Origin of the sequence: Pandoraea sp. NPDC090278, assembly GCF_044772185.1 — a bacterium.
Lineage (GTDB): Bacteria > Pseudomonadota > Gammaproteobacteria > Burkholderiales > Burkholderiaceae > Pandoraea.
Genome location: NZ_JBIVYJ010000005.1, coordinates 103,153 through 122,161, shown reverse-complemented (window position 1 = coordinate 122,161; position 19,009 = coordinate 103,153). Strand labels below are relative to the sequence as shown.

The window sequence follows — 19,009 nt, the reverse complement described above, 5'->3', positions numbered from 1 at the left end:
GTCAGTGACCGAAGGCCGGTGCTTTCGGCAGGTTTTCGGGGCGTGCGACGAGGAACACGAGTGCGGCTGCGGTCACGAGTGCTGCGCCAAGTACGAAGAACATCGTGCCCGCGCCGCCCGTCGCCTGTTGAAGCACCCCGGCGATGGCCGGGCCGCACATGGCACCCACGCGGGCGATACCGAGATACAGCCCGACGCCGGTGCTGCGAATCTCGGTCGGATAGCTCACGGCGACGAGGTTGTTGAGCACTGTCTGCGTGCCGATGACGAACATGCCCGCCACCACAATGCCGACGAACGTCACCGAGCTGCCGGTGATCGTCGCGAGCACGCCGATGGCCGCAGCACCGCACAGCCACGCAAGCGACATGGCGAGCCGACGATTGCCGATGCGGTCGGCGACCACGCCCGTGAGCAGGCTGCCGAACGCCGACGCGAAGACCAGCAACGACCCGTAGGCGAAGCTCGTCGAGAGGTTCTCGCCGCGCTTGAGCATGATCGTCGGCAGCCAGCCCGACAGACCGTACGACGAGAACAGCGACAGCGCGCCCATCGACCAGAGGCAGATCGTCTGGCGGCGGAATTCGGGCGAGAAGAGCGCGGCGACAGAACCGGCTTTCACACCGGCATCGGGAGACGTGAAGGTCGCCGTCGCAAACTCGGCGGCACGTGCGGGCCACAGGCGGGTCAGTTGCGCGCGCACCTCGTCCTGACGGCCACGGCTCGCGAGAAACGACACCGACTCCGGCAGCACGAATTGCAGTGCGAGCGCCAACACGACCGACAGCGCACCGACGTAGTACATGCTCTGCCAGCCGTACTGCGGAATCAGCCACGCCGCGATGAAGCCCGACGCCGTCGCGCCACCGATCCATCCGCACGAGAAGAACACGATGGTGAAGACGTTGGCGCTGCGCTTGGGCGCGATTTCATTGATGTACGTGACGGCCACCGGCATCAGCAAGCCCAGCGAGATCCCCATGACGAAGCGCAGGGCGATGAACGTGCGCAAGTCGTGGGCGAAGAGCGCGATGGCGAGACTCATCACACCGGACAGCCAGATGCCGGTGAGCAGCACGCGGCGGCGTCCGATGCGGTCGCTGAACGGTCCCGAGACGGCCGAGCCCGCAGCAAAGCCTGCCAACCCGCACGAGAGCAGAACGCCAATCTGGCTCGGCGACAGAAGCCACAGCTTGGTGACGTCGTGAACGATATACGCGGCGTTGTAGAGATCGAAGCCGTCGAACAGCAGGATCAGCGCCAGCAGGGTGGCGAGCCGATAGTGAAAGGCCCCTAGCGGGGCGGATTGCAGCGCTTCGCGAACGTCGATGCGCTCGGCGTGTCGCGGCGGAAGGTCATGGGCCATGCGTTGTCTCCGGATGGGCGACCTGTCGAATACCGGCGAGTGCCGATTCGCAGTGTCTTTGTCTGTGTTCCGGAGACGACTTTACTGAGCGATTTTTTGTTTATCAATATTGATTTTTAAAGTCAATATGAATGTGGCATGATGACCCGCAAACGCGTTGCCACGGGGCGACGCAGCACGACCGAGGGAGCCGCAGACACCGATGACGCAGCAAACCGACTTGATGACACGCGAAGAAGTCCTGGCGCTGCTCGATATCAAACCGGCGACGTTGTACGCCTACGTGAGCCGGGGATTGATCCGGGCGCGTCCGCATGAGGACGGTCGCAAGAGCCTGTATCTGCGTCGCGACGTCGAGCGTCTGGCCACGCGCAAGCGCGGGCGTGCACCGACCGGCGCGGTGGCCGAATCCACCATGCGCTTCGGCGATCCCGTGCTGCATTCGGCCATCACCCAGATCACGCCGCACGGTCCGCGCTATCGCAACCGTCTGGCGATCGATCTGGCGAGCGGCGGAGCGTCGTTCGAGTCGGTCGTGCATTTGCTGATGACGGGGATCTGGCAGGACGGCATTGCCGAATGGCCGATGCAGGAAACGCCGTCCGACGTGCTGCGCTTTCTGTCGACATACGACGGCGAAGTGGCGAGCGCCGATATCGGTAATCTGCTCGGCATGGTGCCGTTCGCACTCGCCATGCACGGACGCGGCGCACGCGAGTTGGCTGACGGCACCGCCGTTCAAGCGGCCCGCGCGATGCTGCATTGCATGGTCGGATGTGTAGGGTTTCTCGGGCCACAGCAGCGCTTCGTTGCGCGTGAGACCGGTGAGAGTGTTGCGTCGCATGTGCTGCGTTCAGCGGGCAGTGCGGTGACACCCGCACGACTGCGCGCGATGAATGCCGCACTGGTCGTGCTGGCCGACAACGAGCTCGCACCGGCGACGTTTTCGGCGCGCGTGGCGGCGTCCACCAATGCGGATCTGTTCGGCTGCGTCGCGGCGGCCATCGGCTCGCACATCGGTTTCACCACCGGCACCAGCACCGAGAAGATCGAGACGATGCTTCTGTGCGAGCCGTTCGATGCGCTCGACTCGCGCATCGGCCGAGTGCGGGAATACGGCGCGAGCCTGCTCGGGTTCAATCATCCGTTGTATCCGGGCGGCGATGCCCGTGCGGATCTGATGATGCAGATGGCCGGCGATTTGATGCGCGAGACGGACGACGTCACCATCGACGACGCATTGCGCACCAACACACGTCTGACGCTCGACTTCCTCGAGCGCATGCGCACCGAAGTGAACGCGCATGCCGGGTTGGCGACGGGACTGGTCGCGCTTGCCCGTGCGCTGGGACTGCCGGACGGCACGTCGACGGCGATGTGGATCATCGGCCGTTCGGCGGGTTGGGTGGCGCACGTCATGGAGCAGCGCACGCAGGCGTTCATGCTGCGACCGCGTGCAAAGTACGGCTTCGGCGGACCGGTGACGGCCGAAACCTTCGAGTCGTTCGACCCGCCTGCCACCCGGTGATCGACGCCATCTGTCGGAGGTCGCAGCGCATGGATGTCAGACGGTTTCGCATCGGGACGGATTGAGGATGTAACAAAAAATTCATATCGGACTGCTAGCCTGCGCGCAGATTTCCCATTCGCACGCGCCCGGCGGCACCCGCCTCGACCCGGAGCCGCCGTGCGCCAAGTAGCGCGGACATGCTCAGAACCAAAGCGAAAAGCACGCCGCAGCCGATATTGTTACTGTGCATCGCGATGATCTGCTACTGCGCTTGCTCTGCCCGTGCCTGGGCGACGGATGTCGCGCCCGGCGCTGCGACATCCGTCGCCTCTGCCACGCCAGGCGCTTCGGGCGGCCTTGCTGCCGAGCCGTCGTTGCGCTTCGACATCGCGTCACAACCGCTTCAATCCGCGCTGGAATCGTACGGCGCGTTCACCGACGTCTCCCTCCTGTATGACAGTTCGCTGACCGCCGGTCGCGTCTCCGCACCGGTGCAGGGCGACATGACGGCGCGTGCCGCGCTGCGCGTGCTGCTCGAAGGCAGCGGCCTCGCTGCGCGCTATACCGGAGCGAAGACGGTCGCGCTGGTGCCGTTGCGACGCAGTCTGCCCGACAGCGCGGACGACATTCAGGTCGAAGCGAATACGGCGCGTCGCTATTTCGGACTCGTGCAGGCGCGCGTTCACGATGCGTTCTGTGCGCAGCCGGTGCTGGCACAGGGTGCGCGACGCATCGCGCTGCGCTTATGGATCGATGCGTCGGGGCGGATCGATGCGTCGGGGCGGATCGGGCCGGTGAGCGTGCTCGGGACGAGCGGCGACAGCACTGTCGACAGGCTCGCCGTCGGTGCGTTGCAGGGCGTGAGCGTCGGTGAGCCGGTACCGTCGTCGCTCGCACAGCCGTTCACGTTCGTGATCCTGCCCAAGGCGTCGGGACGTAGCTGGGGCTGTAGTTCCGCCAACGATCCCACGGCCGTGACCGCCGACAAGCCGCCTCGCACGGGAGGCCGGAATGGCCGATAGCGCCCGCGCGACGTTGCGTGAACTGCTCGTCGAGCGTTACGGGCAACTCAAGACGCTGCTCTCGCGCAAGCTCGGGTCGTCCGACCTCGCGGGCGACGCCTTGCAAGACACGTGGGTGCGGCTGGAGAACACCGAGAACATCGAACCGGTGCGCAATCCGGGCGCGTATCTGTACCGGATGGCGTACCACGCCGCCATCGACAAACAACGCGCGGAGGACCGGCGACTGAGCGTCGGCGAGATCGAGACGATGCTCGATCTCGTCAGCCCCGATCCCGGACCCGCGCAGATCGCAGAAGCGAATTCCGACCTGCATGAACTCGCGCGGGTGCTGGAGCAGATGCCGCAGCGCCGTCGCGATATTCTGCTGGCGGTGCGTCTGGACGGCCTCGCGCAGCGCGAAGTCGCGGAGCGTTTCGGCATCTCGCTGCGGCTGGTCGAACTGGAGTTGAAGAAGGCGCAGGAATTCTGCGCAGCGCACATCGAACGGTAAGCGTGTGACGCGGCGCGTGACACGGTTTTATGACGGTTGTGCGACGCGACAAAAAATAATGGCAAAAAAACTGCGGATTCTGCCGATGGGAAACGTCATGTAATCAGGACGACCCGCGAACCCATGAATGCGTGGGCGAGATCGAAGGCAGAATTCAGGGCGCGCGCCACGGCGAAGCGTTCCCGCAGGCAGAGGATCGACAGACACACCCGATATGAAGGCATCACCCGACAACCCGACCGGCGCTGGCACGGCGCAGGCCTCGCACGACGCGCAGCGTATGCAGCGCGACGCCCACGCGTGGGTGCGACGTCTCACGTCCGGCGAAGCCACCGTGGCCGACGCGCAGGCGCTCCAGCAATGGTGCGACGCAAGCCCCGCGCATGCCGCGGCGTTTGCCGACGCGCGGCGTCTGTGGCGCGATCTCGGCCCGGCTGGCGAGGTGGTGCGTGCGCGCGAGCGTGCCGAGTCACGTCGCCCCGCGCGTGTGGGGCGGCGCGTGTTCCTGGGCGGTGCGCTGGCCTCCGTGGCGGGCGTCGGTGCAGCGGTGATCGCGCCCGCAGGGCTGTGGGGGGCGATGACGTCGCTCGCGCATGCGGACTACCGCACGTCGGCGGGGGAGCAGCGACAGATCGCGCTTGCCAGCGATGTGACCGTCAATCTCAACACGCGCACGAGCATCGCGCTGACGGACAAGGGCGGGGACGCTGGCGCAACGTCGTCGCAAGGCGTGCGTCGGGGCGTCGATCTGCTCGATGGCGAGATTGCTGTCGACAACTCGCGCAGTGCCGCACCGTTCGTCGTCACGGCGGGCGACGGCCGCGCCATCGGCACGCAAGCCAATTTCGAAGTGCGCAATCTCGACACGCTTGTCTGCGTGACATGTGTGTCCGGTAACGTACGCGTCGAACTCGGCGGCAACAGCGTGCAACTGGCCGCGCACCAGCAAGTGATCTATCAGGGCCAACGTCTTGGGCGTGCAACGACCGTCGACACGACCGTCGCCACCGCGTGGCGCTCCGGCGTACTGATCTTCCGCGACACGCCGTTGTCCGACGTGATTGGCGAGATCAACCGCTATCGTGCGGGGCGTGTGGTGGTGTTCGACAGCCACCTCGCGCAGAGTCGTCTGAGCGGGCGATTCCGTATCGATCGCCTTGACGAAGTCTTCGCGCAGATGCAGGAAGTGCTCGGTGCGCGTGTGACGCAATTGCCGGGCGGTGTGGTCGTCGTCGGCTAGCGGAAGTTATAGGTCGGAGCGCGGGACGGGTTCGGAGGCGCAACAATTTCGAGTGCGGCTTTGCGGGTTTCGGAAATGAGCGTCGTCATCAAAGGGAAGGCCGCTTGCATCGATGCGATGGCAGCGGTCACTAACCGATTGCCGATTGCCACTGCAAACCCGACATGCAACCGAACCCTTTGCTTTCGCTCGCTTCGCCCGCTTCAGACTCCGCTGCCAACCCCAGTGCCGACGCGCCACGCAAGCGTCACCGGCTCGGTCGTGTCATCCGTACGCTTCATCGCAAACCGCTCGTTCAGGCCGCCGCGCTGACACTGCTTGCTTCGTCGGCGGCGCACGCACAACAGGCGTTCAGCAGCGCATGGTTCGCCGCACGCGGTGCAGCGCAGGCGACGGCAACGCAAACGGGTCGTTTGCCGAACGGCATGCCGGTGACGACGCTGATGGACCCGTCGGCACAGCAACAACAAGCCAACGCGCAACTGCAACGCTCGATTGCGAATCTGAGTTCGGCCGCGCAGAACATCGCAGCGATGCAGGCGACGCAGGCGAACGCGCGCGCAGCGGCCGCCAACACCGATGCCACGATCCCCGACGGCCTTGCCGAGGGCGGTCTCAAAGTCGATACGAACAGCCTGACGAAGGGCTGGATCAACGCCAACGCGCCGACGCAATCGGCATCCAACGGCAAGACCAACGTCAACATCCAGCAGACGGCCGACAAGGCGATCCTGAACTGGGAGACGTTCAACGTCGGGCGCAACACGTCGGTCAACTTCGCCCAGCAGAGCGACTGGTCGGTGCTTAACCGGGTGAACGATCCGAATGCACGTCCGAGCCAGATTCAAGGCCAGATTCACGGCGACGGCACCGTGCTGATTCTGAACCGCAACGGCGTGATCTTCGGCGGCACGAGTCAAGTCGATACGCGCAATCTGGTCGTCGCAGCAGCGAAGATGACCGATGCCCAGTTCACTACCAACGGGCTGTACGGCGCGAATGGCACGACGCCGACGTTCACCGATGCGCTGGGTAAGGTCGAAGTGCAGGCCGGTGCCAACATCGTGACGCGCACGCCGACGTCGGTCACGCAGGGCGGTGGCTACGTCATGCTGGTGGGTCGTGAGGTGAGCAACGCGGGCACCATCGTCACGCCACAAGGGCAGGTCGCGCTGGCCGCTGGCGACAGCTTCGTCATTCGCAAGGGTGTGGGGACCGATGCCAACACGCCGTCGACCACGCGAGGCAACGAGATCGCGCCGCAGTTCGTCGCGCAGAGCGTCGCCGGGAAGGTCGTCAACACGGGCTTGCTGATGGCGCCCGAAGGCGACATCACGCTGGCAGGACGCGACGTACAGCAACTCGGCACGGCGGTGTCGACGACGACCGTCAACACGCGCGGCACGATTCACTTGCTGAACTCCGCCAGCGACGTGCTGGGCAAGGTGACGCTGGGCAACGGCGCGCTGACGTCCGTTCTGATCAGCGACAACGGTGCGACGGCGCTCGATAGCCAGCGCACGTCACTGATGCAGGACTCGGTGGCGCAAAACCTGCTGCGTGCGGGCACGTCCTCCGGTCTGTTCGACAACCTCTCAAAGCTCTCGGACCGCCGCGATCAGTCGCGCGTGGAGATCGTCAGTGGTGGCAACGTCGAGTTTCAGGGCAACTCGCTCACGCTCGCCACGGGCGGCCAGTTGGCCGTGAGCGCGACCGGTCGAAGCTTCGTCACGAACGGTGCGCAGCTCGATGTGTCGGGCGCAGTAGGTGTGTCGCTCTCGATGGACAGCAACAACGTCAAGGTCAACGTTCAAGGCAACGAGCAACGCGACGGCCCGGGCAATCGCGATAACGCCGCGCTCAACAATGCGAACGTCTACGTCGACCGTCGTCGTCTGGTCTACGTGCCCGCGAGCGTCGGTGGCTACGCGAACGAACGCTGGTACACGCCGGGTGGCCTGCTCGAAGTCGGTGGCTATCTCGCCAATCAGGCGCACAGCATCGGCGAATGGGCGGCGCAGGGCGGCACGATTACGCTCGGCGGCAACGAGGTCGTAACGCAGAGCGGCGCGGCCATCAACCTTTCGGGCGGCACGTACAACGTGCAAACCGGATATCTCAATCAGTCGTGGCTGCGTGGTGCGGACGGTCAGCTCTACAACGTCAACACAGCGCCGACGAACGTCCTCTATACCGGTGTCTACAACGGCTTCGAGGTGACGCATCCGCGTTGGGGCACGAGCGCGACCGAGTCCTACGCCAGTCCGCTGATCGCGCCGACGAAGGTGCTGCAAAACGGCTACACCGTGGGCCGCGACGCTGGCCGTCTGAACATTTCCGCGCCGACTGCCGTGCTTGAGGGCGACGTGATCGCGAACGTTTACACCGGTCCGGTACAGACGCAAGCTCGCCCGAGTACTCTGACGGACGGCTATGCACTGAGCCAGTTCGCTGTCGCCCGCGCCGGTTCGCTCACGCTGGGGCAGTACGGGGGGGCGGGGCGCACCGGTGCGTTCACGACCGACGTCGAGATCGGCGCGTTCGACGACATCACCTCGCGGATGGGCGTGACGGACGCCCTCGATGCCGCGCGTGCGAACACCCTCTGGCTCGATGCAGCGCGCCTGAACCGCACGGGCTTAGGCGAACTCGATCTCGTCTCTGCGGGCAATATCGCGGTCAAGCGCGACCTGACGCTCGATAACGACGGCAGGCTGAGCCTTGTGGCCCCTGACGTGGACGTGAGCGGGACGATCACCGTGCCGTCGGGCACGGTCACCATCGCCAACATGTACCTGCGCGCGACCGATACGTATCCGATTGCGCTCTCGAAGCCGGACGGCACCGCGTCGCTGACGCTCGAACCGGGCGCGAAGATCGACGTGCGCGGCCTCTGGGTCAATGGCAGCACCGATCCCGATTCGCTCTCGAAGACGGCGTTTCTGAACGGCGGCAACGTCACGTTCGATTCCACGCGCGACGTGACGATCAGCGAGGGCAGCACGATTGACGTGTCTTCGGGCGGTGCGGTGCTCGCGAACGGCAAGACGAAGGGCGGCACGGGCGGCAACGTCACGTTGATCGCTGGCGATACGGCGTCGAACGTCAACATCAGTGCGGGCACACTCATCCTGAACGGCAAGATCGTGGCGTATGGCGTGAACGGTGGCGGCAAGCTCACCGTCTCGACGCCGGACGCCATCATGATCGGCGCTAACGCGGAACTGGCCGGAGGTGTGCTTTCGGCGGGCACGACGTCCAACGTCGCGGTCAAGCTCTCCGAGCCGTACACCGTACCGGCGGGCACGTCGTTGCCGTTCTCGTCGGTCGACGCGCACACGAAGCTGGTGATGGATGTGCCGCTGCCCGTCAATGTTACGGTCGACACGGGCCCGACGCTGCCCACCGCCGCGCCGTGGGTCGTGCCGACTGGCACGCAGGTGCTGGCGTACAAGACGGACGGTGGCTTCGGCTACACCTACTACAACCCGGGGCAGACGGTGCCACAGGGCACGCGCGTCTTCACCGTCACCGGCTACAACAATAACAACGGCATTCCCGCAGGTACGGTGATCCCGTCCAGCGTCTTTCCCCAAGGCTTCGCGATTCAGCCGTACCGCGTGGTGTACACGGCGGGCACCGTCAACACCGTGGACGTGACTTATCCGACCGGGTCGGTGGTCCCTGCAGGCACGAAGTTCTCCCGTGACGTGGCCGTCGCCCCGGTGCCGATGTTCAACGCGGGCGACTCGGGCAGCAACACGCCATTCTTCGCCGCGGGCTTCGCCAACTACGACATCACGGGCGGTCAGGGCGTGCGCGTCGACAACGGTGTAGCACTCGCTCCGGTGATGCCCGTATATCGCTTTGGCACGAACAGCTTCACTGCGCCGACCGGTACGGATCCCGCGAGTGCAATGGAACTGGTTCTGCCGATGCTCTTTGCCGAGAACGCACAGACCGGCACGCTGACGCAACGTGCCGGTGCGAGCATTGCGCTGCGCTCGAGCACGAAGGACTATCAGGGCAACAAGACCGGCGGCGACGTGTCGATCGGGCGCGGTGCGTCGGTCGTCGTGGACCCGGGGCAGAACATCACGCTCGACTCGTTCGGCCAGATAACGGTGGACGGTTCGCTCACAGCGCGCGGCGGGAAGATTGCGCTCATCTCCGAGGCGGACAACGTCTTGCCCAGCGCGCGCAACTTCGACGCCGACGGCAAGAACCTCGGCATGTCGATCTGGCTTGGCCCGACGGCCAGCCTCGACGTTTCGGGATTCGGCTACACCGCCATCGACGCTTCCGGCCGTACGTACGGCAAGGTCTCCGATGCGGGCAGCATTACGCTGAGCGGCGGCCCGTCGTTCGTGATCGTGCGCCCCGGGGCCGAGCTGAATGCCGACGGTGCGGCCATCGTCGTCGATACCGCGACGATGTCAGGGCAACCGTCGAACGCGACCGGCCGCACGACGCTCGCCTCCAATGGCGGTGCGATCTCGTTGAGTACGACCAGCGGTTTGATGCTCGACGGCAACGCGCACGCGTTCGCCGGGGGCGCGGGGACGCTGGGCGGCGATCTGTCGCTCTCGTTGGTCTCCGCACAGTTTCAGGATCCGGCAGGCAAGATTCCGGGCAATGTGTTGCCGCCGTCGCAGTTCACCGTGACGCAGGCGCGGGGCACGCCGGTCGTGCTGGTGGGACCGGCAGATGTGTCGTCGCTGACGTTCGGCTTTGCGGCCGTGAGCGCAGATCAGATCCGCGAGGGCGGCTTCGCATCGGCTTCGCTGTCGTCGACGGACTTTCTGACCTTCAAGGGCGACGTGTCGCTCGCGCTCGACAAGCGTCTCTCGATCATGGCCAACGCCATCACGTCTGGCACGCCGATGGCCGGAGCGCAGACGCCAACGACCAACATGGTCCGTCTGTCTGCCCCCTATGTGAGTTTCTCTGCTACCCCGTCGGTGTATCGCGACGGCTATCGTTCCGGTGCGATCGGCAATGCGTTCCCGAACAGCGTGCCGACCAAGGCGACGTTCGAAGTCGACGCCAATCTCATCGACATTCAGGGGCCGATCAGCTTCGGCGCGAACACTTCGTATTGGGACAACACGATCTTCCAGAGCGTCTACACGCCTTCGCAAGGGTTCAAGACGGTACGCTTTGTGAGTCAGGGCGACATTCGCTTTCTGCCGACGCCAGCGTTGCAGGGCGGCACGTCCGTCATCTCCGGCTGGGATATGGCCTTCCTGGGCGCACAGATCTACCCGACGACGGGGGCGACGGCCCAGATCGTCGCCGGGTCGGGCAATCTCAGTTACGACGCAACGCTCACGTTCGGCCGCACGACCGCTGACGTCCCGGATGTCCCGATGTCGGTATTTGGCACGCTGTATGCCGCCGCACCGAACATCATGCAGGGCGGTGTGCTGCGCGCGCCCTTCGGCGTGTTGATCTTCGGGCAGACCAATAATGTCCCGGGGCCGGTGCCCGGTGTTAAGCGTGTTGAATTGCTCCCGGGCAGCGTGACCTCCGTGTCGATGAACGGCCTGACGATGCCGTACGGCGGTACGTTCGATGGCGTGACATACAACTACAACGGCGCGAGCATCGCCGCGCTGGGTGCGGGCGGTTTCACGATGGGCGGGACCAGCATCAGCTCGGGGATTCGCCTGGAAGGAGAGTCGGTTGCCGTGGACAGCGGTGCGGTGCTCGATCTCTCGGGCGGCGGCTCGCTCACCGGCGCGGGCTTCGTGACGGGTCGAGGCGGTTCGGTCAATGTGCTGACGACGCCGCTCGTCAATGCGAACCCGACCATGACGCTCAGCAAGGCAGGCAACAAGGTCTACGCGATTGTGCCGGGCTACGCGTCGGACTACGCACCGGTCTCGCCGGAGAATGGCGCAGGTGATCCGGCCATCGGGCAACGCATCACCATCGGCGCGGGCGTGCCGGGCCTGCCCGCAGGCACATACACATTGCTGCCGTCGAACTATGCGCTGCTGCCGGGTGCGTTCCGGGTGGAAATCGGCGGTACGGGCCAGAACCTTCCTGCCACCGCGACGGCGGCGGGCAACGGCACCTATCTGACGTCGGGCTACACGAGCATTGCCAACACGTCGGGGCGCAGTCAGTTGCCGTCCACCGTGCTCGTGACGTCGGCCGACGCCGTGCGCAGGTACTCGCAGTTCAACGAGCAGAGCTACACCGATTTCCTCACGAGCCAGGCGGCGCAATTCGGCAATATCGCCCCGCTGTTGCCGCGCGACGGCAAGGCGCTCGACATCCAGTTCGATACACCGTCGCAAGTGCCGACAACGCCGGTCTTCACGTTCGACGGCACGGCGCGCTTTCAGGCCGCACCGGGCGGCATCGCCGGGCAGGCCGCCGTGGAGCGCATCGGTGAAATCACGACAGGAAATCGTACGGCAGGCTTCACGGGCGTATCGGTCTCGGCCGATGCCTTGAGTGCCATCGACGCGCCGCGACTGAGCATCAACGGGACGGCCGCGGTCACTCTGGGACAGCAGTACACGTTCATCGGGCGCGGTAGCCCGGACCTTTTCCTGCGCGACGGTGTCACGCTGTCCGCCGGGGAGATCTATCTGGTCGGCACGAACATCACGCTCGGCAATAACGTCACGTTGACCACGATTGGCAAGGGACCGGCACCGTTCGATACGGCGACGACCGGCCTGCCGTACTCGTCTTCCTCCAACACGGTGCTGGCGCTGTCGAACGGTGACATCGAATTTTCCGGGCAGCAGGGCAGTAACGGCACCATCACCATCGGGGCCGGATCGGGCCTGTTCTCCGAGGGCACGCTGGCGTTCTCGACGAACGGCGCGTCGAAGCTCGACCCGACGGCGCGCTTCGGTGCACGGAACATCTCGCTGGCCGTGGGATCGCTCAACGTCGGCGACGCATCGCAGGTCGCAGCAGCGGGCAACCCAGCGGGCATGCTGTTCAATCAAGCGATGCTCTCGACGCTGATGCAGGGTGATCCGACGAGTGGCGCACCGGCGCTGGAAAAGATCACGCTGGGCGCTGCGAATGCGATCAACGTGTTCGGCAGCAGCAGCCTCGACACGCGTGGCTCCGGCGTGGAAGTCATGCTCAAAGCCCCGGCCATCTATGGCTACGGTGGCAGCGCCGATCACGCGACTGTGGCCGCCGACCGGTTGACGTGGAATGGCGTGGCAGGTACGTCGGCACCGGCCATCGCGGCAGGTGGTCCGGGCACAGGGTCTGGCACGCTGAGCCTGGTTGCAAAGGAAATCGACCTCGGCCAGTTCTCGTCGACGGACACGACCAACGTCACGCGCACGATTTACGGCTTCGGCAACGTCGATCTGACGGCCAGCAACCGCATCGTCTCGGCAGGCCACAGCACGCTCTTCGTCTATCAAGCACCCAGCACGCAGAGCGGTGCGGTGTTCGGCCAGAGCGGCACGGGCGGTAACCTCACGCTCGCGACGCCGCTGCTGACCGGCACGCAGAAGTCCGTCACCGGTTATGTGACGGGCGGCGCGTTGAACGTTGTGGCACCGTCGGGCACGACACCTAGCGCCGCTACTTCGACCATCGCAGGCGCGGAGATCGATCTCACGGGCGACAGCGTGCGACTCGGCAGCACGGTGCTGCTGCCGAGCGGCAAGCTCGCTGTGAACGCCACGAACGACATCGTGCTGACCGACGGCAGCCGCATCGATCTGAGCGGACAGAAGTCGTCCATTCAGGATGCGACCGTGTACGGCTTCGGCGGCACGTTGCTGCTGACGAGCGCGCAGGGCAACGTCACGCAATCGTCTGGATCGGTGATGGATGTCTCGGCGCAGAACAACAACGCAGGCGGCATCGTCATCGATGCGGGTAACGGCACCGTGGCGCTGAACGGGCAGTTGCGCGGCGCGGCTAATGCGGGCTATCTCAGCGGCGACTTCGGTGCATCGGCAGGAAGCTTCACGGACTTTGCAGGCCTCAACGCGTCGCTCACGACGGGAGGCTTCTTCGACGCACGCAGCTTCGTGCAGAAGCATGGCGACCTGAGCGTTGGCAATGACGTCAAGGCGCACACCGTCAACATCTCGGTCGACGGCGGCAGTCTGACGGTCGACGGGACCATCGACGCGTCAGGCAGCGCGCCGGGCACGATTCGGCTGTCGGCGGCCAACGGTCTGACGCTGGGCAGCGGGTCCGTGCTCGATGCGCACGGCACGAAGCTGCAAGTCGACAGCTACGGTGCGCCCATCGAAGCGAAGAATCGCGGTCACATAGAGTTGACCGCCTCCGGCGGCACGATGACGCTCTCGCCGGGCGCGACACTCGACCTGAGCACGCCGGGCGGCACGAATTACGGCGAGGTCATCCTGAACGCCGTGCGCACGGCCGAAACGTCGGGCGACATCGCCGTCAATGCGTCGGGGCCGCTTAACATTCGCGGCGCGAACAGTGTGGCACTCAATGGCTTCTGGACGTACAACCTGCCTGCGGGCAGCGTGATTTCACAGGCGACGCTCGACGGGTACGACGCCGCCAGCACCGCCTTCATGAACGCAGCGGCGGGTAACGGCGCGCTGGCGACGCGCACAGCGGGCTTGTCTGCACTTGGCAGCGCGTACCACCTGCGTCCGGGCGTGCAGATTGCCTCCGTCGGCGATCTGTCGACGATCGGCAACATCGATCTCGCCAAATATCGTTACGGTCCGAACGCGAATCGCGATCCCAACTCGGCGTCGTACGGGGCGGGCGAGCCGATGGCGCTCGTGGTGCGCTCGGGCGGCAACCTCACCATCGGCGGCAGCGTCTCGGACGGCTTCCGTGCATCGGCTGGTGCACCCGCGCAGTTCTCGCCCATCGATGTGACGACCGCGCCGTACTTCAAGAAGCAGACCAACGTGGTCGGCGGCAACACCTATACCTACTGGTTCGACGAAAACAACGATCTCTACCTGGCGAACGCGTGGACGGTGCCGAACAATCCGTTCTACAACTGGTGGACGATCAATTGGTGGGGACCGTACGTCGACAACCACGGCAACTCGTACAACCCCGGCGACACGATTCCGGCAGGTACCACGCTTAGCGCGAGCAACAGCTACGGCTTCGGCTTCGAGGTAGGCAACATGCCGGTGCTCTCCGCACTGACCAGTCCGGCCGTCGCCCCCAGCCCGGCCACGTCACCGGGCGCTGCGATGCTGGCGGCAGGCTCGCTCTCGACGTCGCTGCGTCTGGTCGGCGGGGCGGACCTCGCATCATCCGACCAGCGCGCGCTGCAGACGACGCGCGCACTGGCCGGACAAGGCAACGTCACGCTAAGCGACGCGTCATACAACAACGGTCAGCGCGCCACGACGTTCAGTCTGCTGCGCACCGGCACCGGCAATCTGGACATCCTCGCCGGTGGCAGCTTCAGCGAAGCCACGCCGTTCGGCGTGTACACGGCGGGGACGACGTCTGCCCCGATACTCGCTGCGAACGGCACCGATCCGTACAACTTGCCGAACACGTCGTCGGCTGGCGGGGTGAATGTCTGGTATCCGGAGCATGGCGGCGATGTGCTGATCTCGGCGCAGCAGGACGTGACCGGCAACATCCAGATGAACGACAACGCGTCGCGTTACGTCGACAGCAACATCACGTCGAACTGGTTGTGGCGACAAGGCGGGGCGGGTCTGACGACCGATCCGACCGCATGGGGCATCAACTTCGGTGCGATGGTGAAGGTGAACCCGTACAACACGACGCCGGGCATCGTCGGCTTCCAGGGCATCGGCACGCTCGGCGGTGGCAATCTGACGCTGATTGCCGGGCGCAACGCCGGGGTGATGGCGTCGAACAGTGTGACCCAGTCGACGGGCCTCGATCTGGCGGTCGCCTCGACCGGCCGTGTGCTGGCCGATGGCACCCTGGTGCAGACGGGCGGCGGCGATCTGTCCGTGAAGGTCGGCGGCACGCTAAACGGGCGTCCGTCGGTGGGACAGTCGGACCGTCCGGGCGATTACTTCGGGTCGGTGACGGCGTTGCGGGGCGATACGACCATCGACGCAGGCTCGATCGGTGCGACCGCACCTTACGGCAACGGCGCGTACTGGAAGTCGTATGATCCGCGCGCGCAGCCCGTCACGACGATCAAGGGTGTGACCGTCACGCGGGGGCCGATGGTCGTGCCCGGCGACGGTTCGGTGAACGTGAGCTCGCGCGGCGATCTCGTGCTCGGCGGCGTTGGCGACGCGGGCATGACGCTCAGCACGGACGTGGACGGAACGTACTACACGAGCGCGAACGGCACGGTGAGCAAGGGCGGCAACACGCGTTTCACGCTCTATCGTCCGGAGACGGCTATTCGTCTGTTCACGGCGGGGGGCGATGTGGTGCCGCTCGATGGGGGCGTCGGCGCGGATGGGAACAGTTCCAGCAACGGCACTACGTATCTTCCGGGCAGCCTGAGCGTGGTGGCCGCCAATGGCGACATCCGCTTCAATACGGCGCTTTCGCCGAACGACGCGCGCGGCAACATCGAGTTGATCTCGTCGCCGGTCGGCCAGCTCGACATGCTCGCTGCCGGTTCGATCTACGGGCAGGGGGCGACGGTCGCGATGTCCGGGGCAGATATGGCGAGCCTCGCTACGCCGCAGCATCCGTTCTTCCAGGCGCTCAAGGTGTCGAGTCTGAACAGCGCCTCGGTGGACGCCGCCATTCTGCGGACCAACAACAACCCGCTCGCTTATGGCGAAGACACCGTCACGTCGCCGTTGCATGCGCGGGACGGCGTTGCGGCGCGCGTCTATGCGGGGATCGATATCGACGATCTGAGCCTGGGTGTGACGACGAAGGTGTTCAACGATCCTGTGGCAGGTTTCATACCGACGCATAGCACGTGGTACACCGCCGCCAAGCCGTTCGAGGTGATGGCCGGGCGCGATATCGTCGGCGTGGGCGCAACGCCGGACACGTTCATGAACCTGGCGGGTAGCGACATCAGCCGGGTGCAGGCCGGGCGCGACATCCTCTTCCAGTCGGCGAACATCGTCGGCCCGGGGCTGTTGCAGATGCAGGCGGGACGCAATCTGTATCAGGGCTACTACGGCATGCTAACGAGCGTGGGCGACGTGATTCATCCATCGAACACGGCAGGGGGCGCGGACATTTCCGTGCTCGCCGGTGTGGGCGCAAACGGCCCCGACTATGTGAGCTTCGCCAAGCTGTACTTCGACCCGGCGAATCAGTTGTCTGCCGGGGCGACGTTGGCGGGCAGCGGCAAGGTGGCCCACGCCTACGGGGACGAACTGGTTCAGTGGCTGACCGATCGCTTCGGCTATACCGGCACGGCGAGCGACGCACTGGCGTACTTCCTGGCGCTACCGTCACCGCAGCAAGGCGCGTTCGTGCGGCAGGTGTATTTCAAGGAGCTGCTCGCCGGTGGGCGTGAATACAACGACGCAGGCAGCCCGCGCTACGGCAGCTATCTGCGCGGACGCGACGCCATCGCGACACTGTTCCCGTCGCTCAATGCGCAGGGGCAGCCCATCGACTACACCGGGGCGATCACGATGTTCAGCAGCGTGACGGGGATGAACAACGTGAACGGCGTGAACATCCCGATTACGGCCGACGCCGGGGTGCGTACCAATTTCGGCGGCAGCATCCAGATGCTGAACCCGGGCGGCCGCACGCTGGTCGGCGTCGAAGGCGTGACGCCGGGCGCGACGGCCGGTGTCGTCACGCAGGGCGAGGGCGATATCGCGCTCTACAGCCGCGACAGCATCCTGCTGGGCCTCTCACGCATCATGACGACCTTCGGCGGCAGCATTCAGGCTTGGTCGGCGCAGGGCGACATCAACGCGGGGCGCGGTTCCAAAACCACGGTGCTCTACACGCCGCCCAAGCGTGTGTACGACAACGTCGGTGATGTGACGCTTTCGCCTGCGGCCCCGTCGAACGGTGCCGGTATCGCCACGCTCGCCCCGCTGCCGGAAGTGCCGCCGGGCGACGTCGATCTGGTCGCGCCGCTGGGCACGATCGATGCGGGCGAGGCCGGGGTGCGGGTGTCCGGCAACGTCAACTTCGCGGCGCTGGCGGTGGTCAATGCGGCCAACGTTCAGGTGCAGGGCAAGTCGACGGGCCTGCCGGTGATTGCGGCGGTCAACGTAGGCGCACTCACGAATGCGAGCGCCACGGCGTCACAGGCGGCGAACGCCGCGCAGGACGCGATGGCGCGCGAGCGCGTCTCGCAGCGTCAGAACGCCCCGTCGATCTTCTCGGTGCGGATGCTGAGCGCCGGTGACGGGAGCGGCCCGGCGGCCGATCAGAAGGGCGCTGCGGCGGGCGGTGCCTCGCCTGCGAAGATCAGCTACGACCCGTCCAGCGCTTTCCAGCTGGTGGGAAACGGTGAGTTGACCGAAGCGCAGAAGATGCAGCTCACGCGGGAGGAAAAGGCACATCTGTGACACGCGTCGGCCCGTTACAAAAAAATAGTCTGCGGATTTGCCCTTCGACATCCGTCATGTCAATGAGGCCCGCGATTAAAGCGACGGCCGACGCAAGCGTTCATGGGTATCGGGGGGCACACAATGTTCGCGCAGTGGCATTACGGGGAAAGCAGGGACGGCGAGTGCGACAAGGCACCGGGAGCGGCGACGTGGATCTGACCAATGTCAGCGTCGAAGCTGCGGTGCGTGCCGCGCAGGCGCAGGAAAGCAGCGTGGGCACGGCCACGCAGGTGTTGCGGGAATGTCTGGAGGCGAACTACGACCGCTTGCTGCGGCGTCTGTCGCGCAGCATCGGCTGTCACGATACGGCCAGCGACAGCCTGCACGAAGCGTGGGTGCGTCTGGGCAGCGCCACGTTGCCCGAGGCCGTGCACAAGGGCGAGACGTATGTATTTCGGATGGCTTACAACCTCGCCGTCGATCAGATGCGGGGACGCCGGATGTGGGAGTCGCTGGCGGACGAGAACGAGGTGTTCGACGTGCTGCCCGACCACGGCCCCGGACCCGAGGCGGTAGCGGGCGCACGCTCGGAGCTGGCGGCGCTCGCCCGTGCCCTTGGCGAGATGTCGGGGCACCATCGCCGGGTGCTGGTCGAGTTGCGCATCGACGATCTGACGCGCGAGGAAGTCGCCGCCCGTCATGGCCTGTCGCTGCGCAAGGTAGACACGCTGCTTCGCCAGACGCTCGACTACTGCGCCGAGCAGACCGGCCGTCAGTCCGCTGGCGGGATCACAGAGTCGCGTCGTCCGGCGCGGCGAGTGGGGGCTGCCGACGAGACGGCTGCCCCCGTCGCGACCGCTGTTGCGGCACCGTCGCCCTGCTCGCAAGCCGACGCCTGAGACCCAAGGCGTCGCGCATCTCTCGCAGCGCTTCTCCACCGTGTGGACGCG

At 65.6% G+C, this 19,009-nt stretch carries 7 protein-coding genes; 6 read left to right on the top strand and 1 reads right to left on the bottom strand.

Annotated features, from left to right (window positions below):
• Position 1: 1 nt before the first annotated feature.
• Positions 2–1,366: an MFS transporter gene (locus ACIQWO_RS18375; RefSeq protein ID WP_402827108.1), complete on the bottom strand. Its 1,365-nt coding sequence runs from the start codon at positions 1,364–1,366 to the stop codon at positions 2–4.
• Positions 1,367–1,568: 202 nt separating this feature from the next.
• On the opposite strand from ACIQWO_RS18375, the gene ACIQWO_RS18370 reads away from it, so the two are divergent.
• The 6 genes from ACIQWO_RS18370 (at position 1,569) to ACIQWO_RS18345 (ending at position 18,958) form a co-directional block, all read left to right on the top strand.
• On the top strand, positions 1,569–2,894 hold the full coding sequence (locus ACIQWO_RS18370; RefSeq protein WP_402827105.1) for a citrate synthase: 1,326 nt from the start codon (positions 1,569–1,571) through the stop codon (positions 2,892–2,894).
• 179 nt (positions 2,895–3,073) lie between these two features.
• Positions 3,074–3,898, top strand: coding sequence for a secretin and TonB N-terminal domain-containing protein (locus ACIQWO_RS18365; protein WP_402827102.1), 825 nt, complete (start codon positions 3,074–3,076; stop codon positions 3,896–3,898).
• The gene (locus tag ACIQWO_RS18360) at positions 3,888–4,391 is read left to right on the top strand and encodes an RNA polymerase sigma factor (protein WP_402827099.1); all 504 of its coding nucleotides are present in this window, start codon (positions 3,888–3,890) and stop codon (positions 4,389–4,391) included. Before ACIQWO_RS18365 ends, ACIQWO_RS18360 begins: the two co-directional genes overlap by 11 nt.
• A 214-nt stretch (positions 4,392–4,605) precedes the next feature.
• A complete protein-coding gene (locus ACIQWO_RS18355; protein ID WP_402827096.1) occupies positions 4,606–5,631 on the top strand; it encodes a FecR family protein in 1,026 nt (341 codons plus the stop codon).
• 164 nt (positions 5,632–5,795) lie between these two features.
• The gene (locus ACIQWO_RS18350) at positions 5,796–18,077 is read left to right on the top strand and encodes a filamentous haemagglutinin family protein (protein ID WP_402827093.1); all 12,282 of its coding nucleotides are present in this window, start codon (positions 5,796–5,798) and stop codon (positions 18,075–18,077) included.
• Between the two features lie 191 nt (positions 18,078–18,268).
• Positions 18,269–18,958: an RNA polymerase sigma factor gene (locus ACIQWO_RS18345; protein ID WP_402827090.1), complete on the top strand. Its 690-nt coding sequence runs from the start codon at positions 18,269–18,271 to the stop codon at positions 18,956–18,958.
• Positions 18,959–19,009: the final 51 nt, after the last annotated feature.